This window comes from Planctomycetota bacterium (assembly GCA_035384565.1).
Classification (GTDB): Bacteria; Planctomycetota; PUPC01; order DSUN01; family DSUN01; genus DAOOIT01.
The window spans coordinates 47,641-69,419 of sequence record DAOOIT010000016.1 but is presented as its reverse complement, the minus strand read 5'-3'; the positions used below and the strand labels follow the sequence as shown (position 1 = coordinate 69,419).

General features: G+C 69.4%; 14 protein-coding genes. 6 read left to right on the top strand and 8 right to left on the bottom strand.

Annotated elements, in window-relative coordinates; all coding sequences use genetic code 11:
- Nucleotides 1–17 precede the first annotated feature (17 nt).
- Nucleotides 18–1,100 carry a DSD1 family PLP-dependent enzyme gene (locus PLE19_08160; protein HPD14908.1) on the bottom strand — a complete coding sequence of 361 codons (1,083 nt, stop codon included), beginning with the start codon at nt 1,098–1,100 and terminating at the stop codon, nt 18–20.
- A gap of 86 nt (nt 1,101–1,186) precedes the next feature.
- On the opposite strand from PLE19_08160, the gene PLE19_08155 reads away from it, so the two are divergent.
- A complete protein-coding gene (locus tag PLE19_08155; protein HPD14907.1) occupies nt 1,187–2,710 on the top strand; it encodes an amidohydrolase family protein in 1,524 nt (507 codons plus the stop codon).
- Nucleotides 2,711–2,761: 51 nt separating this feature from the next.
- Here the strand turns inward: PLE19_08155 and PLE19_08150 are convergent, their stop codons facing one another.
- From PLE19_08150 to PLE19_08120, 7 genes are all read right to left on the bottom strand, one after another.
- The gene (locus tag PLE19_08150) at nt 2,762–3,688 is read right to left on the bottom strand and encodes a fumarylacetoacetate hydrolase family protein (protein HPD14906.1); all 927 of its coding nucleotides are present in this window, start codon (nt 3,686–3,688) and stop codon (nt 2,762–2,764) included.
- 97 nt (nt 3,689–3,785) lie between these two features.
- Nucleotides 3,786–4,472 carry a LysE family transporter gene (locus tag PLE19_08145; GenBank protein ID HPD14905.1) on the bottom strand — a complete coding sequence of 229 codons (687 nt, stop codon included), beginning with the start codon at nt 4,470–4,472 and terminating at the stop codon, nt 3,786–3,788.
- 98 nt (nt 4,473–4,570) lie between these two features.
- Entirely contained in the window at nt 4,571–5,278 is a 708-nt protein-coding gene (locus PLE19_08140) for a PEP-CTERM sorting domain-containing protein (GenBank protein HPD14904.1), read from the bottom strand.
- Between the two features lie 64 nt (nt 5,279–5,342).
- Nucleotides 5,343–5,870, bottom strand: coding sequence for a hypothetical protein (locus PLE19_08135; GenBank protein HPD14903.1), 528 nt, complete (start codon nt 5,868–5,870; stop codon nt 5,343–5,345).
- Nucleotides 5,871–8,528 carry a heparinase II/III family protein gene (locus PLE19_08130; GenBank protein HPD14902.1) on the bottom strand — a complete coding sequence of 886 codons (2,658 nt, stop codon included), beginning with the start codon at nt 8,526–8,528 and terminating at the stop codon, nt 5,871–5,873. It lies immediately after the preceding gene.
- Between the two features lie 37 nt (nt 8,529–8,565).
- Entirely contained in the window at nt 8,566–11,190 is a 2,625-nt protein-coding gene (locus tag PLE19_08125) for a HEAT repeat domain-containing protein (protein ID HPD14901.1), read from the bottom strand.
- A 251-nt stretch (nt 11,191–11,441) separates the two neighbouring features.
- Complete coding sequence (locus tag PLE19_08120) at nt 11,442–12,707, bottom strand: Gfo/Idh/MocA family oxidoreductase (GenBank protein HPD14900.1); 1,266 nt, start codon at nt 12,705–12,707, stop codon at nt 11,442–11,444.
- A gap of 453 nt (nt 12,708–13,160) precedes the next feature.
- Here PLE19_08120 and PLE19_08115 point away from each other — a divergent pair, with 453 nt between their 5' ends.
- The 5 genes from PLE19_08115 (at nt 13,161) to PLE19_08095 (ending at nt 21,612) form a co-directional block, all read left to right on the top strand.
- Nucleotides 13,161–13,658 carry a sigma-70 family RNA polymerase sigma factor gene (locus PLE19_08115; protein HPD14899.1) on the top strand — a complete coding sequence of 166 codons (498 nt, stop codon included), beginning with the start codon at nt 13,161–13,163 and terminating at the stop codon, nt 13,656–13,658.
- On the top strand, nt 13,655–15,919 hold the full coding sequence (locus tag PLE19_08110) for a FecR domain-containing protein (GenBank protein HPD14898.1): 2,265 nt from the start codon (nt 13,655–13,657) through the stop codon (nt 15,917–15,919). The genes PLE19_08115 and PLE19_08110 overlap by 4 nt, the downstream gene beginning before the upstream one ends.
- 107 nt (nt 15,920–16,026) lie before the next feature.
- Complete coding sequence (locus PLE19_08105) at nt 16,027–17,439, top strand: FMN-binding protein (GenBank protein ID HPD14897.1); 1,413 nt, start codon at nt 16,027–16,029, stop codon at nt 17,437–17,439.
- Nucleotides 17,440–17,605: 166 nt separating this feature from the next.
- Nucleotides 17,606–19,354, top strand: coding sequence for a 4Fe-4S binding protein (locus PLE19_08100; protein HPD14896.1), 1,749 nt, complete (start codon nt 17,606–17,608; stop codon nt 19,352–19,354).
- Nucleotides 19,355–19,368: 14 nt separating this feature from the next.
- Nucleotides 19,369–21,612 carry a DUF5060 domain-containing protein gene (locus PLE19_08095; GenBank protein HPD14895.1) on the top strand — a complete coding sequence of 748 codons (2,244 nt, stop codon included), beginning with the start codon at nt 19,369–19,371 and terminating at the stop codon, nt 21,610–21,612.
- The last annotated feature ends 167 nt before the right edge of the window (nt 21,613–21,779 follow it).

Sequence of the window (21,779 nt, the reverse complement as noted above, 5' to 3'; positions counted from 1 at the left end):
AGGGGAGTCAACGGGGGTCAGGCGAACTTGCCGCGGGCTTCGATGGGCCAGGAGGCCGCCACCCGGCCGTCGCGCACGCACCAGTAGCGGTCGTGAAGGTTCACGGTGGTGCAGCAGTGCGTGGGTAGGAGCCACACCTGGTCGCCGGGCGCCAGGTCGCACAGCCCCTCGGCCGTGCAGGTGGCGTGCTCCTCCGACAGGCTGGCCAGCCTCAGGCCCGGCGGCTCGGCCACGGCGGGCAGGCCGAATTCGTGGGTGACGGATTTCATCCCAGCGTCGAGCACCACGCGGTCGGGCGTGGGCCGGCTCACCACGGTGGCGGCGAGGAAGAGGGCGTTCTCGAACTCGGGCTTCACACGCGCGTAGCGGGCGTCCATGAACACGTACGAGCCGGCCTGGATTTCGGTGATGCCTTCGACCTGCGAGGTGAGGTCGTAGGTGCCTGTGCCGCCGGCCGAGACGATCTCCACCGCGATCCCCGCCTTCCGCACCGCCTCGACACAGGCCACCAGGGTGCGTGCGGCCGCTTCGGCCCGGGCCTTTCGCTCGGTGGCGTCCTCCAGCAGCACGGCGTGGCCCTCGTAGCCCATCAGGCCGCGGAAGCGGAGCCCCGGCATGCGCGCGACCTCCTGCGCGGCGCGCACGATGGTCGCTCGGTCGGCGGGCATGCCGCAGCGCCCCATTCCCGTGTCCACCTCGATGAGCGCCCCCACCGTGGCCCCGGCGCGGCGCGCGGCTTCGGCAATCGCGCCGGCGTTGACCAGATTGTCCACGGCCACGGTCACCAGGGCGCGACGGGCCAGTGCTGCGAGGCGCTGGAGCTTGCGCTCGCCGACCACCTGATTGGCGATGAGGATGTCCTCGATGCCGCCCGCGGCCATCGCCTCGGCCTCGCCCAGCTTGGCGCACGTGATGCCGATGGCCCCCAGCGCCACCTGGCGGCGCGCGATCTCGGTGCACTTGTGGGTCTTCGCGTGGGGCCGCAGCTTGCACGGCAGCGGCGCGAAGAACGCGGCCATCCGCCGCAGGTTGCGCTCCAGCGCGTCCAGATCGATCACCAACGCGGGGGTATCCAGTTCCGCAATCGCCACAGAACCCATCGCAACGTCCTCAGGAGACTGGTAGCCGGAGAGCGTCCGTGCTATACTGACGACCCACGACGGAGATTGTAGAGGAAAGGCAGGTGATGGGCAAATTGGGCCGCATTCTTGTGCGAGGCGGCACGGTGATTGACGGCACGGGCGCGCCGGCAAGGCGGGCCGATGTGCTCGTGGAGGGCGGCCGCATCGCCGCTGTCGGCGGCTGCGGCCAGGGCGCCGACGGCGAGGTGCTGGAGGCTACGGGCCTGGCCGTGGCTCCGGGCTTCCATGACATTCACACCCACTTCGACCTGTCGCTTGTTGCCGAGCCGGCCCATCTCGACGGCCTGCGGCAAGGGATCACCACCTACCATGTTGGCCAGTGCGGCCTGGGCTTCGCGCCCGCATCGCCCGGGACCCAGGCCCTGTTTCGCGACTACCTGGCCGGCATCACGGGCGATCCTGCGTTGCCGCCGTTCCGCACCGTGGCGGATTACCTTGCGCTCCTCCGGGGCAGCGCGGCCCATGTTGTTGCCATCCTGCCGCACGGGCTGCTGCGCGCGGAGGTGGCGGGGATGCGCCGCGGCCCGCTCTCGTCGCGGCAGCTCGACCGGATGAAGGCCCTCGCCGCCGAGGGAATGGAGCAAGGCGCCCGGGGGCTCTCGACCGGGCTCACCTACTTCCCCGGCTCCGAGGCCGACATCGAGGAACTCGTCGCGGTGGCCGAGGTCGTGGCCGCGCGCGGGGGCGTCTATGTGACGCACCTGCGCAACTACACTGACCAGTTCCTTGATGCGATAGATGAGGCGTGCGAGATCGGCCGCCGCGCCGGCCTGCCCGTCCAGATCTCCCACCTGAGGCCGCAGGGCAGGTTCCGCAACCGCGCGGGCGATGTGCTCACCCACATCGAGTCCTGGCGGGCGAGGGGGGTGGACGTCGCCTTCGACATGTACACCTACCTCAAAGGTTACACGCTCATGTCGGCGCTGTTCCTCGCGCCCGAGGTGTATGCGGGGGGCATCGAGGCGGCGTTGTCTCTGTTGGGCGAGCCCGCCGAGCGGCGTCGCCTGCGGGATGCTGCGCCCGCGGCCGACTGGTCTGAGGTCCACATCGCCAGCGTGTGGAGCGAGGCGAACCGGCGCTTCGAGGGCCTGCGCCTGCCCGCCTTCGCCGAGGCCGTGGGCAAGGACGTCTTCGACGCCTGCGTGGACCTTCTGGTTGAGGAGCGGCTGCGCGTGGGCGTCGTAGGCTGGCCGATCGAGGAGAGCGATCTACGCGAGGTGCTGCGTCACCCGCTGTGCCTTGTGGGCAGCGACAGCATCCCGATGGGCGGCGCACGCCACCCGAGGGCCTCGGGCTGCTTCGCCCGCTACCTTGGCCACTACGTGAGGGACCTTGGTCTCTTGCCGCTCGAGGAGGCCATTCGCCGCATCACGTCGGTTCCCGCCCGCCGCTATGGCCTGGATGGCCGGGGCGTCATCGCCGAGGGCATGGCGGCGGACCTCGTGGTTTTCGACCCCACGGCCATCCGCGACCGCGCCACCTACGACCAGCCGCTCCTCCTCGCCGAAGGGGTCCACCACGTGCTTCTGAGCGGCCGACTCGTCCTGCGCGACGGCGAGCTTGTGTAATGCGAGCCCCGGGAAAGCGAGTCGGCAGTCTCTCTTCTCACGCATCACGCATCAGCTCTTCACGACCCTGTTCTCCAGCACACCGATCTTCTCAATCTCGCACCGCACCAGGTCGCCTGGCCTCAGGCGGATGCCGCGCACCTTGCCGATGCCGGCGGGGGTGCCCGTGGCGATGATGTCGCCCGGCTCCAGCGTGACCCAGCGCGAGATGAAGGACACGATTTCCGCACAGTTGTAGATCATCCCGCTCGTGTTCGCGTCCTGCATCACGGTGCCGTTCACGCTCAGGCGGATGGCCAGGTTCATCGGGTCGCCGATCTCGTCGGGCGTGGTGATGCACGGCCCCATCGGGGCGAAGCCGTCGGGCCACTTGCCGTTCAGCCAGTCGAAGAACTTGTCGAAGTCCTCGGTCTTCGTGCGCTTCTGGACGCAGAACTCGCGCTCCGAGATGTCGTTAACGATGGTGTAGCCTGCGATGTGGCGGGAAGCATCCTTAGCCGACACGTCCCTCGCCTTGCGGCCGATAACGATGCCCAGCTCCACCTCCCAGTCCACGAAGTGAGAATAGCGGGTGATGGGGATGGGTCCGCCGGGACGGTTGACGGTGGTGGAGGGGGGCTTCATGAACACGCGGGGCGTCTGCTCGCGCTTGGCGCGGGCGTTCTTGCCCTCCTCCTTGAGGTGCGAGGAGTAGTTGCCCGCGAGGGCGAGGAGCTTGCGGGGGCAGGGCACGGGGGCTTCGAGGCGCACGAGTTCGAGCGGCACGAGGAGGCCGCGCTTGGGGTTCTTGAGGGCGAAGCGGGCCGCGGCCTTGGCGGCGCGCAGGCCCTTGGCGCCCATGTCGAGCAGCGCGATCATGTCGGCCGGGAGGGCCGGGCCGCCGCTGGCGCGGCTGGCCGCCACGATGTCGGCCACGCTGTCGCCCACGATCGCACCGAGATGGTTGGCCTTGCCCTTGCGGAATGTGACGAGACGCATTCGGTTTCCCCTTTCAGTTGAGAGTCCGCTCCCTCCCGCAGGTTCCAGTACCTGCGGGAGGGTAACGTCACGTCGCCCCGGCCAGGGCGCGGCCGGATTACCCTCCCGAAGGTGTTGGAACCTTCGGGAGGGCGAGACGCGCGCGAACGAAGGTGCGGACCGCTCCGACCATGAAGTATGCGGCGAAGGCCAGGAGCACGATGCCACAGGCACCGATGGCCCAGCGATAGACCACATCGGGGATGGCCTTGCGGCCCAGGGCCACGGCGCCTGCGACGAAGAAGTACCAGGCCACGTCCGAGAGTTGATGGCCGCAGTAGAATGCGACGACACCGGTGTTGGCTCTTTCGCGCGAAAGAGCAATGTACTTCAGCCCAATCGTCGCCCACCACAGCGACCAGTAGGGGTTCGCAAGCGAGATGAGCGCTCCCGCGAGCACGGGACTGGTCATCAGTGTGCCCGCGCGCGGCTCGGCAGCGAGCCGCATCCCGCCCATGGCTGAGGAAATCATCCCGTAGCCCATCCAGATGAGCACGGCGCCTCCGACGAGGCCGATGGCGGCGCCCACCCTTGGCCGCGACAGCAGCGGCCCGATGCCCGCGAGGACTAGCACCACGAGCGCAAGCTCCAGGATGGCGTGGCCGAGGACCAGCAGCGGTCCGCCCGCGAGGAACCCGCGCTGCATCGTGTAGCCGATGCTCGCCGTGAGCAGCGGCCCGGGCATCATGGCGCCCGAGAGGCCGATGACCAGTGCGCTCGCGAAGATGGCCCAGCGGCTCTTCATGGCTGTTCCGCGTGGAGTGTCCTGGGGCCGCCGACGGCGGCATTATACCACGGGCTCGGAACGGGGGGAAATGGGGGAGACGCGGGCGCGGGCCAGGGTCACTTGCGGCGGCGACGAACGAGGATCAGCGCCCCCACGGCGAGGAGCGACATGGTGGCGGGCTCGGGCAGTAGCGTCGCCTCGCCGATGAGGCGGATGTTGTCGAACTCGATGGTCGAGCCGTCCGCGGGCGAGTACACGTACATGCGAAACGTGACGGGGCCCGTGATGCCCTCGAAGTACGAAGCGGGCAGGGGCACCGTGACGCTCGACCATGTCGCGCGCACGGTTGTGATGTCCGCCCCCGCGATGGTGGAGGCATAGCCGTCAACGCTCGACCGCAGCCCCCAACCGCGCGGCGTGCCCGCGCCCCCGCGCGCAGTGAGGAACTCGAGCTGGAGCAGGTCCAGCTCGTAGTTGAGGTCGGGCTGCAGCGCGAAGACGAAGTACTTGTTGTTCGTAATGGCCTGAGCCAGGCTACTGGAATTGCCATCGGGGTCCACGCGCAGCACAGGCTGCGTGGCGTAGTTCGGCGTGGGGTTCTCGGTGCCGAGGGTGATGGTGCCCGCCGTGTCTCGAATCGCCATGTTGAACGACGGGTTGAGGCCTACGGCGACGGTGGTTGGGTTGAGCGAGGAGTGGACTTCGACCCCCGCGCCGCCCGCCGTGGGGAAAGTGTACTCGAGCAGGGTGATGGGAACGGCGAGGCCGAGCCGCGATGCGACGACGATGAAGATGCACACCCAAGAAGATCGGGTCAGACGCATCTGTCAAGTCTCCACCCTGTCTCCGTGCATTCTAGCAGACTGACCGCCCGGTTTCAACGCCATTTCAATCCTGTCGGGCAAAGGCCCGAGAGACCGGCCTCTCGCCCGCCAGTTCCAGGCGGCCGAAGCTCAATTCCCCCGGTGCGCAGAGGGTGAGCGTGACTTGCTTCCCGCGCGCCTGCACGACACCGACGGTGCCCTTGAATCGGATGTTGGCGACGCGCAGTTCGCGCGACTCGGGCGAAAGGAACAGGTAGTCCGTGCCCGCCGGGCTGGCGAGCTCGATGGCCTCGGGCGTGCCGTGGACGAAGAGGGCCGGGGGCTTCTCGTCGCGCAGGCGCGGGTAGAGGATGAAGGGCAGGCTTGCGCCCGGCTCCAGCACGAGGTGCAGGCCATACTGGTCGGTCGAGGGGGGGCCGGCGCTGTGCGTCTTGATGGAGAGGAAGTCGGTCTTGAGGGACCCTTTGTCCAGCGGCAACAAGGCTTTCGCGGCCGGGGGGAACCAGAGGTCGAGGTCCACGTCGTGCCGGCCCCTGGCGCGCACGGTCGTGTCGTCCTGGCGGTCGAGTTGGGGGGGCTCGGAGGCGTTCATCTACAGGCGCCAGTTGCCCGGGCGCGCGGCGTCCTTGCCCACGGTGTCGCGGATGAGGACGTAGTTGGGGCCGAGGGGGTCGGGGTCCTTGACGAACAGGATGCGACGGTCCCAGGCGCCTTGCCGGTTGTGGAGGAAGTCGGCGGCGGGCGTGGTGGCGAAGGCCACGATGTCGCCGGGGCCATTGATGTCCATGCGGTTGTGGTGCTCGGCGGGGTCATAGCCGTTATAGCCGAAGTCGCACAGGAGCGGGCGGCCTTTGCCCCAGAGCTCGAAGCTGCCCTGGTCGTCGTCGTAGTGGTCGTGGAGCTTGCCCTGGATGAGGTAGAGCTGGGTCTCGCGGTCGCCGGGGAAATGGGCGCGAAGGATGGCGCCGCTGCCGGGGAACTGCTCGCTGCCCCACTGGGGCGGCCCGAGCGAGGGGAAGGGGCTGAAGAGCGCCTCGCGGAAGCCGTCGGTGGTGGGATAGGCGCCGCCGATGCCGGGGTGGAGGGGGCGGCCCTGCTGCTCCCACATCCATTGCATGGCGTTGGCGTAGGCAGGGTCGCGGTCGCGCCAGACCTTGGCCATGTAGCCGGGGAGGCAGGTGGTCTCGTAGAGCCAGGTGTTGCCGATGGGAGGCGAGTGACGGAGGCCGTGGAAGCGCGGGTCGGGCGGCGTGGCGATCTTGGCGAGCCACTCGATGGACTTCTTGAGGCGCTCGTGGTAGAGCAGCTTGTCGCCGAGCCCGAGGTTCTTCGTCGCGTAGCCGATGGCCACGATGTGGTCGAGGGCTACGGTGGCGTAATGGGGCGCCTCGAGCCAGCCGCCGTTCGGGCCGGACCATGTTTCGACCTCGTGGAACATCTCGCCCACGCCCGCCTTGCGCCACTCGGCGGCCATCGGGTGCTTGGGGAAGAGGAACGACAGGAAGGCCAGCTCGGCGTAGACGAGCGTCGTCATGTTCGGGTTGGCCGAGAAGCCGAGACGCGGCGCCCAGTATCTCTCGGAGGCGAGCTTGTAGGCAAGGAACAGCAGGCGGGCGCACAGCACGTCGCGCTCGCGGCTGCTCAGGTGCGGCATGGCCAGGTCGGCCAGCGGCGGCAAGTAGGCCAACGGGCCGCCGCACATCCAGTTGTGCGGGGCGATGCCCATGCCGGGGCCGGTCACGTGGCGCAGGATGTTCTCGACGCAGCCCAGGCTCTCGCGCAGGACCATGCAGCGGAGGTGGCTCTCGGCGGCCCAGGGGATGCCGAGGAGGGCGGCGGCGGCAAGGGTGTCCTTGGGCGGCAGCGCGGGCCAGGGACGCTGGTCGGGCGGCACGCCCAGGTGCCAGAAGCCCTCGGCATCCTCGATGGGCCTGGCCTTCCTCGCCCATTCGGCCGCTTCGGCAAGCTTCTGGAGGAACGGGATGCCCTGCGGCGCCGCCCCGCGCAGCCGCTCGCGGTCGGCCTTCGTGATGGCGAAGAGGGGATAGGACGTGGGCGGCGTGGCGTCGGTGAGTACATAGTCTTTGACCTCGTCGAGGGGCGACTCGGCGTACTTGATCTGGCGGCGGGCGGTGTCGGCGGGGCCTACCGTGGTGTTCGGGCCGATGCGCTCGTCGGGGGTGCGGGGCGCGAGCGAGAGGCCCCAGGTGCGGGTGCCCTTCCGCAGCGGCAGGTGCAGCTTGGCCCGGCGGCCCTGGCGGTCGAGACGGAAGGCGGCGGCGCGATAGGCTTCACGGTCCTCGGGTCCCCAGTCGAGCGGGTCGCCCGTGAAGATGCCTATGGCCCAGGCCTTCTCCTTGTCCCACAGCTCGAGCCATGTCGAAACGTCGTCCATCCACCACTGGACCCAGGGCGTGAAGGTGGTCGTCTCGGCCTGCCCGTCCTCGATGGGATAGGCTTTGGAGACGCCGAGGGCGGTCTTGCGCCATTCGCTCTGGGTGCGATAGTAGTCCCACACGCCTGTGCCAGGCTCGAAGCCTGCAAGGTCCCATTCGAGCGAGGCATCGCTGCTCTGGAACTCGCCGCGCTCCATCCAGAGGACCTCGGGCTGGCCGCGGATGAGGCGGAGCCAGGCGTCGTACTTGCCCTTCTCGAACTCATAGTGGAGCGTGGCCTCGGTGGTCACGGGGCCGCGGTGAACGGCGGCCTTGAGGGAGAGGAGGTCGCCCGTGCCCTTGAAGCGGCCCGCGCCGACCCAGGGGCTTCCCGCGGCGTTCTGGAGGCGGAGGAGGGGAGGGGGGGCGTCGTTCTCGGCCGTCCTGTCGGCGATGCTTCGCGGCACCTCGATGCGGAGCGCGCCGCTTTCGATCTGCCAGCGGTCCTTGGCCTCGGTGGCCGGCATTGGGGTTGTGATGTCCGTGGCGGCCGGTCTCGCTTCGAGGCGCAGCGTCTTCTCCGCGAAGGGCGACAGGTTCACCACGCACCAGAGCTGGCGCTTCCTGTCCGGCGACACGGTGGTCTGGAACGGGATTTCGGCCGCGGTGTCGCCCTCGGCGACGATCAGGCGGTGGTGGGCCGGGTCGGCGGCGAGGCGGATCGGGATATCGAAATGCACGAGTTCGCCCGACCAGGCGTGGCCGATGCGGTCCTTCAGCGTCGTCTGCCACAGGGTCTGGGGCGGCTCGCCGGCCAGGGCGAGGGAGCAGAGCATGCCCCATCCCGCCCACGCAACCTTCGAGGGGGTTCTCACGGTCGGCTCCCTTCATCGCGGGCCGCGGCCCGGCAGCTCACTCCGCCTTGAGCTTGAGGCCGGGCAGCGCCCCGCCGTCAGGCGCGCGCAGCCGCACCGCGGCCTCCCAGCCGCCCCCGCCGTTGACGACTTTGATGAGCAACTGGTTCCAGCCCTCCTTGAGGGTGACCTTGGTCTGGTCCTCGTTGAGCTTGAAGGAGCGCGGCACGTCCTTGTCCATGACCACGGCGCCGTTGAGCCAGATTTTCATGCCGTCGTCGCTGCCGCTTTCGATGACGGCGGGCTGTTCCTTGGGCGAGTAGACCTGGCACTTGAGGTAGCCGGCGCAATCGCCGGGCGCGCCCAGCTCCTTGTTGAGGTCCACGAAGCCCGGCTGGTCGCCCGTGGCGGCCACGAGCTTCCACTTCACGTCCTTGGCCTCGGGCTTCTCGGGCTCATGGACGGTGGCGGTCTTGGCGCCCTTGTAGGGGCCGCTGGCGAGCCAGGCGGTGATGAAGCCCTCGTTGCGTTCGAGGAAAGCGACGGCCTCCTTGGCCTGCTTCTGGACTTCGGGGTTGTCACTCGCGGCGGCGGCCTTGCCGATGGCCTGCCTGGCGGCGTCGCGGTCGGCGCCGCTGAGGGCACGCGCGATCTTGATGGCGGCAATGGCCGCCTCGTTCTTGAGGGCGGCATTGCCGAGGCTGGCCTCCGCCATCGTCAGCGCTTCGGCGGTGGGAATGTCGCCGACGGCGGAGAGGACGGCGCGCCGCTCGTCATCGCGTTTTGCAGCGGCCATGGCCTCCTGGCACATCTTCAGGCGCTCGTCGGCCGGCCGGTCCTTGCGCACGGCGATCAGGCGCACGTAGCCGCGCAGGGCGAGGACGTGGTGGACGTCATCCGTGGCGGTCTTCGCGACCTGGAGGAGGTCGGCCGCCGGGGCGTCGTCGCGCCAGTCGGCCAGTGCCCGGATCGCGGCGTTCTTCACGTCGGCGCTGGGGTCGTTCAGGCTGGCGCGGAGGGTCTCGCAGGCGCCCTGGGTGCCGAGGCCGCCCAGGACGCGCAGGAGGGCGGCGCGGGCGGCGCCCTGGGTGTCCTTGAGTGCGGCGGCGACGGCGACCGTGGCCTTCTCCTTGTCGGCCAAGCGGGAGCAGGCGGAGGCGAGGCCGCGTTCGGCGGCGGAGCGCACGGCGTCGTCCTTCGCCTCCAGGAGGAGCTTGCCGAGGGCCGGCAGGTCGCTCTCGTCTGCCAGCTTGCCGAGGGCGGCGACGGCGGCGGCGGCGATCTTGGGATTCGCGTCGGCCGTGTAGCCCAGGATGGTCTTCAGGTGCTCGCGGCCCTTGCGGCCGGCCAGGATGTCGAAGAGCGGGGCCTTGGCGTCGGGCGCGGCGGCCTCGAGCTGCTTCACGAGGGCCGCGGTGGCGGCTTCCCCGGGAAGGCGGAGGAGGCTGCCCTGCGCGGCGGAGCGCTCGGCGGCGCTCTCGCCCGCGAGTTTCGCAGCCAGAGGCGGCACGGCAGCCTCGGTGCCGGCGGTGGCGGCGGCGCGGATGGCGGCCAGGCGCACCGCCTCGTCGGCGTCGCCCATCGCCTCGATGACGGCCGGGCACGCGGCCGGGTCGCCGCGCTTGGCCAACAGGTCGAGGATGGCGACCTTGGCCGCCGGCTTGGCGGCCTTGAGCTGGCCGACCCAGCGCTGGGTGGCCTTCTCGCCGGGCATGGCGATGGCGGCGGAGATGCCGCTGGCCCGGATGTCCAGGTCCTCGCTGCCCATCGCGGCCAGCACCTCATCCATCGCCTCTTCGCCGGCCGCGGCCGCCAGGGCGACGAGGGCCGCGCAGCGGACGTGGATGCCGCTGGCCTTGCCCGCGAGGAGCTGGCGTGCCAGCTTCGCCCCGGCCGCCTTCTCGCCCGTCTCGCCCAGGCGGCGGGCGAGGAGAAGTGCTGCGTCGGTCATCTGGCTGCGTTCGTACTGCTCCTCGGCCTCCGCGCCCTTGAGCAGCGGCGCCACGGCCGAGGGGTCAGCGGAGTTCGCCAGAGCGAACGCCGCCACGAGACGCGTCTCGCGGTCCTTGTCGCCCAAGGCGTTGAGGGCGATGCTGTTGCCCTTCGCGGCGCGCAGCACGCCGAGGGCCTGGAGGATGGCCACGCGGCATGGGCCGGTCGCCTTGGGCAGCGCCTCCTGGAAGACCGGGACGACCGCCTTGTCGTTCATCGCCAGAAGGGCCTGGGCGGCGTACTCGCCCAGCTCCGCGTCGGTGAGGAACTTGCCGAGCGGCGCGATGGACTCGGCTTTGCCCGCGAGCTGGAGCTGGCGGATGAGGAAGCCCTTGACCGCGGGCGCCAGGTCGGCGTCGAGCTGCTTCGCGACGGTCTCCGCGAAGAGCTCGCGTTCGGCCTCCGCGTCGGCGCGCTGCACCCAGGTCGCCAGGCCGTGGAGGGCGAAGCGGGCCTTGCTGTCGTCGTCCGGGCCGGGCGCCTTGAGCATCTTCGTCAGCTCCACGAGGCTGTCGGGCGCCCCCTTGAGGATCTCCTGGAGGATGGCCTGTGCCTCCTCCGGCTTGTCGCAGGGCAGCTTCTCCACGAGGGCGGCAACGCCCTGGGGCGGCTCAGCGGCGGAGGCCAGGCCCGCAAGGCCCAGCCCGAAGACGAGTGCTCCCAACACGACGCCCGTGCGGCTGACGACCATTGCTTTCTCTCCTCTCTGGCGTCCTATCGGCCCTATCCGTCCTATCTGTTCTATAGGACCGATGGCACCGATGGGGACAGATACTGCCACGGCCGCGAATCAGTTCGCATTCTTCCGCGTTGCGACAAGCGTCTCGCTTGTCGAAAACCACCGCAAGCGGAACATTTGATGCCCTGGCCGACGCAGCGTGATCCCGGCCACTGCAAACTGGTTGGCGGCCGGAGTAGTAAGACCTGCCTCGGCCGCTCACCTCACACAGGCAAATGCCACGGCGCCCTCATGGGCACGTTCACCAGGCGGTTCGCCTCGTCGTCGCCGATGAACTGCTCCTTGTCGGGGTCGTAGCGCAGCTTGCGTCCGAGGCGGATGGCGATGTTGGCCAGGTGCAGCAGGGTGGCGCAGCGGTGCGACACGTCGGCGTTGCCCGCGCACTGGACGCGCAGGCGCACGGCCTCCTCGAAGCTGCCCTCGCCGGCGCCGTACTTGCGCGGCATGTCAGGCACGGCGGCCACCAGCTTCTCCTGCTCGTCTGTCAGCGGCGGCAAGCCGCGCTCCTGGAGCGGGCACGGCTCGCCCCACTCGCCGCTCTCGAGGATGAACGTGGTGCCGTCGGCGTACTTCAGCGTCACCCAGCCCCACATCTGCACGGCCTCGTCGTGCTGGGGCCGGGGGGCCGAAGCCTCGATCTCGACCGGGCTGGTGTGGTCCTTCGCGTAGCGACACTGCGGCCCGTCGAGGTAGTGCTCGCCCATGTCGGCCAGGCCGCCGCCATCGTAGTCCCAGTAGCCGCGGAAGCTCCCGTGCACGCGGTGCGGGTGGTAGGGCTTGGAAGGGGAGGGGCCGAGCCACAGGTCGTAGTGGAACCCCTTCGGCACGGGCTGCGGCTCGAGATGCGTGCGGCCGCTCCACATCTTCACCTTCCAGTCGTACTGGGGGCGCGTGAAGCGCACGACCGGGCCGTTCTCCTTGATCGCGCCGCTGGCCATGACCTTGTAGGTGCGGTCGTTGCCCCCGACGCCGAAGCGCCCGTAGGTGCCGATCTGGAAGAGCCGGCCGTAGCGGCGGGCCGTCTCCGCCACGGCCCGGCCCTCCGCGATGAACCGCGTCATCGGCTTCTCGCACAACACGTCCTTCCCCGCCTGCATCGCCATGATCGAGATCAGCGCGTGCCAGTGCGGCGGCGTGCCGATGTAGACCACGTCAATATCCTGGCGGTCCAGCACCCGGCGGAAGTCCACATAGCCCTCGCACGGCGAGCCCGCCTTGTTGAGTGCTGCCTGCAAGCGAGACTCATTCACATCGCACACCGCGAGCATGAAGGGGGGCTTCCCCGGCTCGTTGGGGCGCACGGTGCCCGCCAGCGCGCCGCCGATGCCGATGGTGGCGCGGGTGAGCACATCGCTGGGCGCCCGGCGCCCCTCGCCGCCGAGGGCGGAGCGGTTCACCACGGCCAAGGCTGCCGCGCCCGCCCCGGCCCGCGCCAGCCAGCCGCGGCGCGAAAGAACCCGTTGCTTCATCGCCACTCCTCCTTCTCCCCTTCACCCTCGGTCTCTCCGCCCTCGTGCGGGGCAGCGACTCTATTCATGTCAGCCCGCCCATCTCGTGCAAGGCCAATTAGCCCCCGAAGCCGGCGAACCCGACAAGTCCGATGCGTCCGACCAGTCCGACACGTCCAACGAGTCCGACAAATCAGACACCCCGTCCCCCATACTTGCTCATCCCCCCAGGTGAGCAAGTATGGCGCTTTGGCGATCCGGCGGCCTCCGGGGGCGTTCCACCCATACTTGCTCAATTCCACCCTCACAGGAATGAGCAAGTATGGGTGGCATGTTGCCAAGCAGCAACATGCCGGCGCCGCAGGCGGAGAACCGTGAAACATTTGATTCCCGCGCCACAGTACCCTATGAAGGAAGCTGGCCGCACATACCAGGAGACTCGCCATCAGCCGCCTGCGCCACCGCTTCGAAGCCCTGGTGGACCGCCACTACGAAGGCGCGTGGCGCTACGCGCGCTTCCTCACCCGCGGCGCCCCCGAGGCCGAGGACATCGTGCACGAGGCATTCCTCATCGCCTTCGACCGCCTGGAAGAGGGGCGCGAGTTCACCGGCGACCCCGGCGCCTGGCTCCGCGGCACCGTGCGTAACCTGGTGAAGACCTGGTGGCGCGAGCATCAGAAGCTGACGCAGGACGCCGCCGACCGCCTCGCTCTCCTGGCCGAGGAGGCCGACGACGCACTCTCGCGCGCCGCCAGCCGCGAGCTTCACGCCGCCCTCGACCACTGCCTCGGCACCCTATCGCCCGAGGACCGCGACCTCGTGGCCCGCCGCTACGAGCACGGCCTGCGGGTCACCCAGATCGCCGAGCAGCTCTCCCGGAACGCCGCCACCGTACGGGTCCAGCTCTTCCGCATCCGCCAAGCCCTCAAGCGATGCGTCGAGGGCCAACTGGCCGGGGAACTGGCGCCATGAGCAGCCACTGGCACGATCTCCTCGACCGCGCGCTGGAGGGCGAGCCGCTCTCGGAGGCCGAAGCCCGCGCCCTGGCCGCCGCCCTCGCCGACCCGGCCCGGCGCCAGGAGGCCGCGGCCGCCGTGTGCTTCGAGGGCCAGCTCCGCCAGCGCCTGGCAGGCCGCCAGGCCGACGCCCTGGCCCACAGCCGCGAGCGTCTCCTCGCCAAGGCCACCCTGCGCGCCAAAGCCCACGCCATCCAGCGCCGCCCGGCCCGCCGAGGCCGAGGGCTGCGCTGGGCCGCGGCCGCCGCCGTCCTCCTCGGCGCGCTCTATGCCGCCCACGGCGTCTGGCAGGCGAGCCGCGGGCGCGCACACTCGCTCATCGCCACGGGCGCATTCCGCCTCGGCGACGGTGACACCCTCCGCACCGGCTCCGCCGCGCTCTCGCGGGGCCAGCGCATCGTCGCCGAAGCCGGCGGCGCCGAACTCGCCCTCGGCGGCTACTGCCGCGTGGCCCTCGACCCCAACGCCCAGGCCGTCGTGCGCGGCCAGCCGCGCCACGAGGCCATCGAGCTCCAGCGCGGCCGCGCCATCTCCCGCATTGACCCGGGCAGGGGGCGCTTCACGCTCCTCACGCCCATCGGCTCCATCGAGGTCAAAGGCACCGAGTTTCTCACCAGCGTCGAATACCCCGAATCGCAGAAAGGAGAACGCGACATGGGGACGCTGAAGAAGTCGGCCGTGGTGACGGTGATGGTGGTGACGGGGATGGTGGCCTGCCACTTCGGCGACGTGGCGGTGCTGGGCCCCGGCATGAGCCAGGTGTTCGCCGGCGGCGACGCCGAGCGCCCGACCCTGCCCCCCGAACTCAAAGGCTTCAAGGGCATCCTCGTCGGCACCATCACCAGCAAGGTCACACGCGAGTTCCTGCTGAAGATTGACAAAGTGGCCGCCACCTGGCCCCAGAGCACGGCCCGACACCCCGAACAGGCCGTTGGCAAGACGATCGAGGTCGTCGTGCCCGAGAACCGCATGCTCGAGAAGCACCTCGAAACCCTCAAGTCGCTCCGACAGGGCGACCAGATCATCGTCGAGGCATTCGACATCCAGGGCTTCCGCCTCTCCGTAATGGAGCTCCTTCGCAAGGCCGAAACCGAAGGCGGCGAGGGCGAGCGCGACAAGCCGGCTCGCTCCGAGGGCGAGGGCGAGGGCGAAGGCGAAGGCCATGCGCGCGTCAAGAAGGTCGAACCCGTCCGCGAAGGCGAGGGCGAAGGCCACCATCGTGAGAAGAGGATCGCGCCGGAGGGCGAGGGCGAGGGCGAAGGCCATGCGCGCGTCAAGAAGGTCGAACCCGTCCGCGAGAGCGAAGGCGAAGGCCACGCCCGCGTCAAGAAGGTCGAGGCCGAGAGCGGTCGGCTGCGCGAACTCGAGGGCTGGGTGAAGGCCACGCCCGACCGCGACTGCGCCGGCATCCTCAAAGTCGTCGAACGCAAGGAGACCGACGAGGGCGTGCGCGAGAAGGTCACCGTCTACCGCATCCTCAAGGAGGCCGACGGCGCGAAGCTGGTGGACGAGGCGAACGGCCGCCGCGTGCGCCTCGTGGGCGAGGCGACGCCGGGCGAGGACGGCATCGAGCCGGGCCTCGTGGTGAAGAGGTACCGCGTGCTCGACGCGCCCGATCAGCCCAAGCGCGACAAGCGCTCGGGCGAGGGCGAAGGCGGCTGGCGCGAGAAAAAGGTTCGCACCGAAGGCGAGGGCGACGGCGGCTGGCGCGAGAAGAAGACCGCCCCCGAGGGCGACGGCGAGAGACGTGAGAAGAAGGTCGCGCCCGACGGCGAGGGCGAACGCCGCGAGAAGCCCGTGCGACGCGACGGCGACGACGAGGCGTTCTGGCGCGAGAAGAAGGTCGCCCGCGACGGCGAGCGCCGCGACGAGCCGAAGCCCGAAACCCGCACCGAAGCCGCCGGCCCGGCCACGGCCGACGACGTGGCAGGCTTCCGCGGGATGATCGAGGGCGTGGTGGTCGGCAAGGGCGAAGGCGTCCTGGTCCTCCGCGCCGACAAGGTCACGAGAGTCTGGCAGTCCAACACCGCCAGGAATCCCGAGGGCCTCGCCGGCAAGCTGCTCACCGTGTCGGTGAACCGCGACGGGCTGCCCCCCGCTCTCGCGGAGGCCCTGGGCACCGTGCGCGCAGGCGACCGCGTGGCGGCCGGCATCGCCCACCAGGAGGGCAAGGTCGTCCGTCTCGTCGAGGTGCTGCGCAAGATACAGGGCGAGTGACGCCAGCCCCTTCGTGGGATGGCCGGGTCGCTCCGTCGGCCTTCGCGCTTGACGGCCAGCGCCCCTTCGTGCTTGAATTGCGACCCAGGGCCTTGGAGAAACCGAGCATGCGGGTCTACGTGATGGCAGTGCTTCTTGCGGGTTCGCTGCTGATGTCGGGCCTTGCGCTCGCCGACGAGGTCGAACTCCTCAACGGCCAGCGGATCCGCGGCAGCGTGGTCGAGGAGTCCAAAGACTCCATCACCTTCAACGTGACGATGGGCGGGGCCGAGACGAAGATGCGGTTCCCCGTCTCGCGCGTCCACGCCGTCACCATCGGCGGCCGGCGCATCGTGCTGAATGAGAAGCCCGGCGCCGAATCGAAGGCCGCCACAAAGGCCCAGCCTCCTGAGCACGGCGAGGCGCCCGACGACGAGGAGACCCCGCAGGCCGCCAAGACCCCGGTGGCATCGGACCCCGAGCCGGAGGCCAAGTCGGAGCCCAGCCCCAAGGCCGGCGCACGTTCGCAAGCCGAGGTGGCTGCGCTCATCCGTAAGGCGGGCGCTACGCCGCCCGACTGGTACGAGGCCACGCCCCTCGACTATCCCCAGAGCCTCGACCTCTCGTGGCCCGAGAAGCCCCAAGGCCCCTGGAACCCCTCGAAGAACATCGGGCAATACCTCTGGAGCACCATCAACGAGAACCCCAGCCGCTGGAAGAGCGGCATCCGCTTCCTCCACCACCTCCTCACCGTGCACAAAGACAATCCCCCCGTGCTCACGCGCACCATGGAGGCGTTGGCCAACAGCTACTTCAACCTGATGCAGGACTGGGCGCGGGCCGCCTTCTGGTGGGAGAAGGTGGCCGCCCGCCAGAAGCTCAGCGTGTTCAACACGGTGCGCCTGGCCGAATGCTACTGGCGCCTCGGTAGCAAGGCCATGGCCGTGGCCAAGATGCGCGAGGTGGACGGCTATGTGTCGGCCGGCATCGTCAAGCTCTGGTCCGAAATGGGCGAGCCTGAGAAGGCCCTCCGACTCGCCGCCGCCATGGCGCGGCCCGACGAGCGCGGCGACCAGAGCTGGGTGGCCGAAGGCCACCTCGCCGCCGGGGACGTCTGCCGCCTCCACGGCCGCTACTCCGACGCCGTCGCCCGCTACCAGAAGGTCCTCGAAATCCAGCCCATCGGCCAGCGCAAGGGCCAGATCGAGCGCCTCCGCAACCGCGCCCAGGCCAACATAGACGCCATCAAGGTCTACGATGCCCTGGACCTCAAGCGCATCCCCGACGGCGCCTACCGCGCGACCAGCATCTCCTACGCCGGGCCGCTCGAGGTCACCGTCACCGTCGCCGCCGGCCGCATCGAATCGGTCCGAGTCAGCCGCTTCGAAGACAAGCAATACTACAGCTCGCTCGTCGCCGTCCCCGAGCAGATCGTCGCCAAGCAGAGCGTCAAGGGGATTGACGCCGTCACCTGCGCCACCATCACCTCCGAGGCCATCGTGAACGCCACCGCGAAGGCCCTCGCCGGGGCGATGAAATGAACGCCTGCTCATGAACGCCGCCTGGGCGCACGCCCCGCTTCGTCCACAGCCTAGGGGCTGTGCCACCAGAACTGCACGCCCTTCCTTGTGGGGCGGTACTGAGGGGACGCGGCCCAGTCGGCCTTCGTGATCCCGAGCGGAGCCAAGCAAAGTCGAGGGCTCTCTCTTGTTCCTGCTCCGCGCCATTGGCAGACTCCGCCGGCCGATTCAATCTGCTTGCTTCCTCCTCTTCCTCGCCCTCTTCTTCTCCGTCTGCTGGCCCTATGACGTGCGCCACCACGCGGAGGCGCGGGCCGCGCGCGAGATGGTCGAGGCCGAGGCATTCCTCGCACTCGACCCGCTCGTGAGCGTCTCGACGGCCATTGCGGCGCGAGCCTGGGTCTGGTCGCTCGCCTGGGCGGCCGCACTGCTGGCCGTGTGCCTGGTCATCCCGCGCGGCTTCTGCGCTTATGTTTGCCCCTTCGGCACCCTCCTCGACCTGTTCCATGTCGCGCTCTCATCCCTGCGCTCCGCCTGGGGACGCCTCTTCGGCCGCTCCGCGGCCCTCCGTGCCCGCGACGCAGAGCGTCGGCAGACACGCTCCCACGCAGAGCGCAGGGACGAGAAGGTGGGGGAAGCGCGGCGCCGCGGCTGGTGGGTGCATCTGCGGTACTATGTGCTCGGCGGCCTCCTCGCCGCCGCGGCGTGCGGCGTGCTGCTGTCGGGCTTCGTCGCCGCCATCCCCGTGTTCACGCGCGGGATGATGTATCTGGCCGCCCCCGTGCAACTCGGTCTGGCGAAGGGCTGGTACCTCATCCCGCCGATGCACGCGGGGCACTACCTCTCCATCGGGCTGTTCGTGCTCACGATCGCGCTGGGCCTGCTCGCCGCCCGCTTCTGGTGCCGGTACCTGTGTCCCAGTGGCGCAGTCTTCTCCGTGGCGAACGTCCTCCGGCTGACCGAGCGCAAGGTGACGCCGGCGTGCATCCAATGCGGCAAGTGTGCGCGGGCATGTTCCTTCGACGCCATCAGGCCCGATTTCACCACCCGCGCCCTCGACTGCACTTTCTGCCAGACCTGTGGCAAGGTGTGTCCCGTCAACGCCATCGAGTTCGGCTGGCGGCGCCTCGCGCGTCGCACATCCGGCGCCAGCGACGGCCCTGTTTCGCGCCGCGGCTTCGCGATGGGCTTGGGGGCGGGTCTGGCCGCAGCGGTCGGGATTCGCCAGCTCCGCGGCGCGCCGCCCGACCACCCGCCGCTGCGCCCGCCGGGCAGCGTGCCCGAGCCCGACTTCCTGCGCCTGTGCGTCCGCTGCGGCCAGTGCCTCAAGGCCTGTCCGTTCAACGTCCTTCAGCCGATGGGCTTCGAGCACGGCCTTGAGAGCCTGTGGACGCCGCAGGTGGTGCCCGACTGGGTCGGCTGCGAGCCGAAGTGCAACAACTGCGGCCAGGTGTGCCCCACGGGCGCGATTCGCGCCCTGCCGCTCGACGAGAAGCGCGCCGCCCGCATCGGCCTGGCCATCGTCAACGAGGCCACCTGCCTGCCGCACCTCGGCACCGAGGCCTGCCAGATGTGCTTCGACGAGTGCAAGGCCGCCGGCTACGACGCCATCGAGTTCGTCCGCGTCCACGTCGAGATCGGCGACGACGGCCAGCCGGTCGAAGGCAGCGGCTTCTCCGCGCCCGTCGTGCTCGCCGACAAGTGCAACGGCTGCGGCCTGTGCCAGAGCCGCTGCTACCACATCAATGCCAAGCAGAAGCACCTGATGGCCGAGAGCTCCATCGTCGTCATCGCCGGGCCGGGCAACGAGGATCGCCTCACGCGCGGCTCCTACCGCGCACTCCGCGAGGCCGAGCGCCGCCAGCGCGAGGAGCAGCGCAAGAAGCTCCAGCCCAAGGACTCCGGCGATAGCTACCTGCCCGATTTCCTCAAGTGACGGAGGCGACACTGATGCGATGGCCGGTGGCATTGGCGTTGGCTTTCGGCGGGCTCGCGCCCGCCTGGGCCCTCGAGGTGAAGGTCACCCAGAACACCCCGCGCCTCATGCCTTACCAGGTCATTGAGCTGACCTTCCAGCATGAGGGCAGGTATACCGACCCGAACTGGGACGTGACGATTGACGTGGCCCTCACGTCGCCCAGCGGCAAGAAGCCCAAGGTCGGTGGCTTCTTCTACGGCTCCTCGAAGCCCCAGAAGCCGGTCATCCACCAGTTCAAGGATGCCAAGGGCCGCGAGCGATCCGACGCCGTCTGGCCCTGCGACCCCGCCGACACCTGGAAGGCCCGCTACGCCCCGAGCGAGGTGGGCGAGTGGTCCTACGAATGGGTCTTCCGCAATGCCCAGGGCCAGAGCACGGAGGGCAAGGGAGCCTTCAAGGTCGTCAAACCCCGCATCCCGCCCAAGGGCTGGGTGCGCATCAACCCCGCGAACCCCTTCACCTTCATCTACGAAGACGGCAGCCCCTTCTGGCCCATCGGCACCCAGGACGGCGTCTTCGATGGCAACCACAACGGATCAGCGATGGACCAGAAGTCCATGGAGGGTCCCTTCCGCCTCGACACACATGGCGGCGAGCGCCCCGCCCCGCCGCCTGGAGCGATGTTTGCCCGCGGCCCCTCGATGAATCCGCAAAACGGCGACGTCTACTTCGGCCGCCACGCTCGCGCCGGCTTCAACCTCTGGCGCTTCTCGCCCCACAACTTCTCCATCCCCGTCTTCGACATCCACTACGACCCCAAAGCCGCCACCCCCGCCCGCATCCGCTGGGAACAGGCGGCGATGGTGGACGAGATGCTCCAGCTCACGATGAAGTATGGCATCCGCAATTTCTATGGCATCTTCGGCTTTGCCCGCGTCTTCAATGACCAGCCCGACGACGCCGTGGGCATGGCCAAAGTCAAAGCCCTCATCAAGTACTCGGTGGACCGCTGGGGCGCCTACGTGGACTTCTGGGAACTCCTCAACGAGCAGAAAGCCGCCGACGGCTGGTACGCCATCACCATCCCCTACCTGAAGTCCATTGACCCCTACGGCAAGCCCCTGGCCACGAGCTGGGAGCGACCCGATCTGGCCGGCATTGACATCTCGGCCCCCCACTGGTACGGCCGCGAAGACGAACTCGCCTCCGACCAGGCATCGGCCGGCAACGCCAGGAACCACAAACGGCACGGCAAGCCCGTCGTCTACGGCGAGCAGGGCAACGGCGGCGGCAAACCCGAACTCATCCCCCAGGGCATCGGCGGCGTGTGGGACCCAGGCTCCGCCCGCCGCATGCGCGTCCGACTCTGGAGCGCCTTCTTCAACCAAGTCTCCTTCATCTTCTGGGAAACGTCCTACGCCAAGGACGGCCACCACATGAACATCTGGATCGGCCCCGAAGAGCGGCAGTACACCAAGGCCCTCCAGGACTTCGCCCACTGCCTGGATGCCGGCGTGAGGCCGATGCCCGTCCACCTGGCCGGGTTGCAGGCCAAGGATGTGCGGGCGTACGGCCTCCGCTCCGACCGGCGCGCCGGCGTCTACCTCCACCACGGCGCCTGCGCCCAATGCGCACAGACGCCCGCCGGCCAGCCCCGTCACCACACGTGGGACCACGACCGCGGCGAGGTCAAAGACCTCCAAGTCACCGTAGACGTGCCTCAGGCCGCCAAAGCCTACTGGTACAGCCCCACCGACGCCGCCATCCTCGCCCGCCTCGACGCCCCCGCCGGCACGCAGACCTTCGTCGCACCGCCCTTCAGTGTGGACATCGCCCTCCTTGTCACCGAGGGCGCCCCGCCCGACAGCGACGGCGACGGCCAGCCCAACGATCAGGACGATGACGACGATAACGACGGCGCGCCCGATGCCAAAGATGCCTTCCCCCTCGAGCGTGAGGAGCAGGCCGACGTGGATGGTGACCGCATCGGCGACAACCTCGACGCCGACATTGACGGCGACGGCAAGGCGGACGACTTGAACAAGAACGGCGTGCCCGACAACGAGGAACTCGACTGGGACGGCGACGGGGTGCCGAACGCCTCGGCCGTGCCCTGGGACGCCTTCCCCCGCGACCCGAAGGAGTGGCGCGACACCGATGGCGACGGCATCGGCGACAACGCCGACCCGGACGCCGATGGCGACGGCTACTCGAACGAAGAGGAGAAGAAGGCAGGCACCGACCCGCTGAACCCCCTGAACTTCCCGGAGCAGTAACTCTCATGATGCCCTGGCGCACGGTGGACGCAGCAATGGGGTTGCGCATGCCGAACGAAGGCGAGGCGACTCTTCTCGGCTCCAGCAGACGGCAGATTCCTCGACTTCGCAAGACACCACTCGGAATGACCATGTCTGGGGGGCCTTCGCTCCTTGTGCGCCCCCCC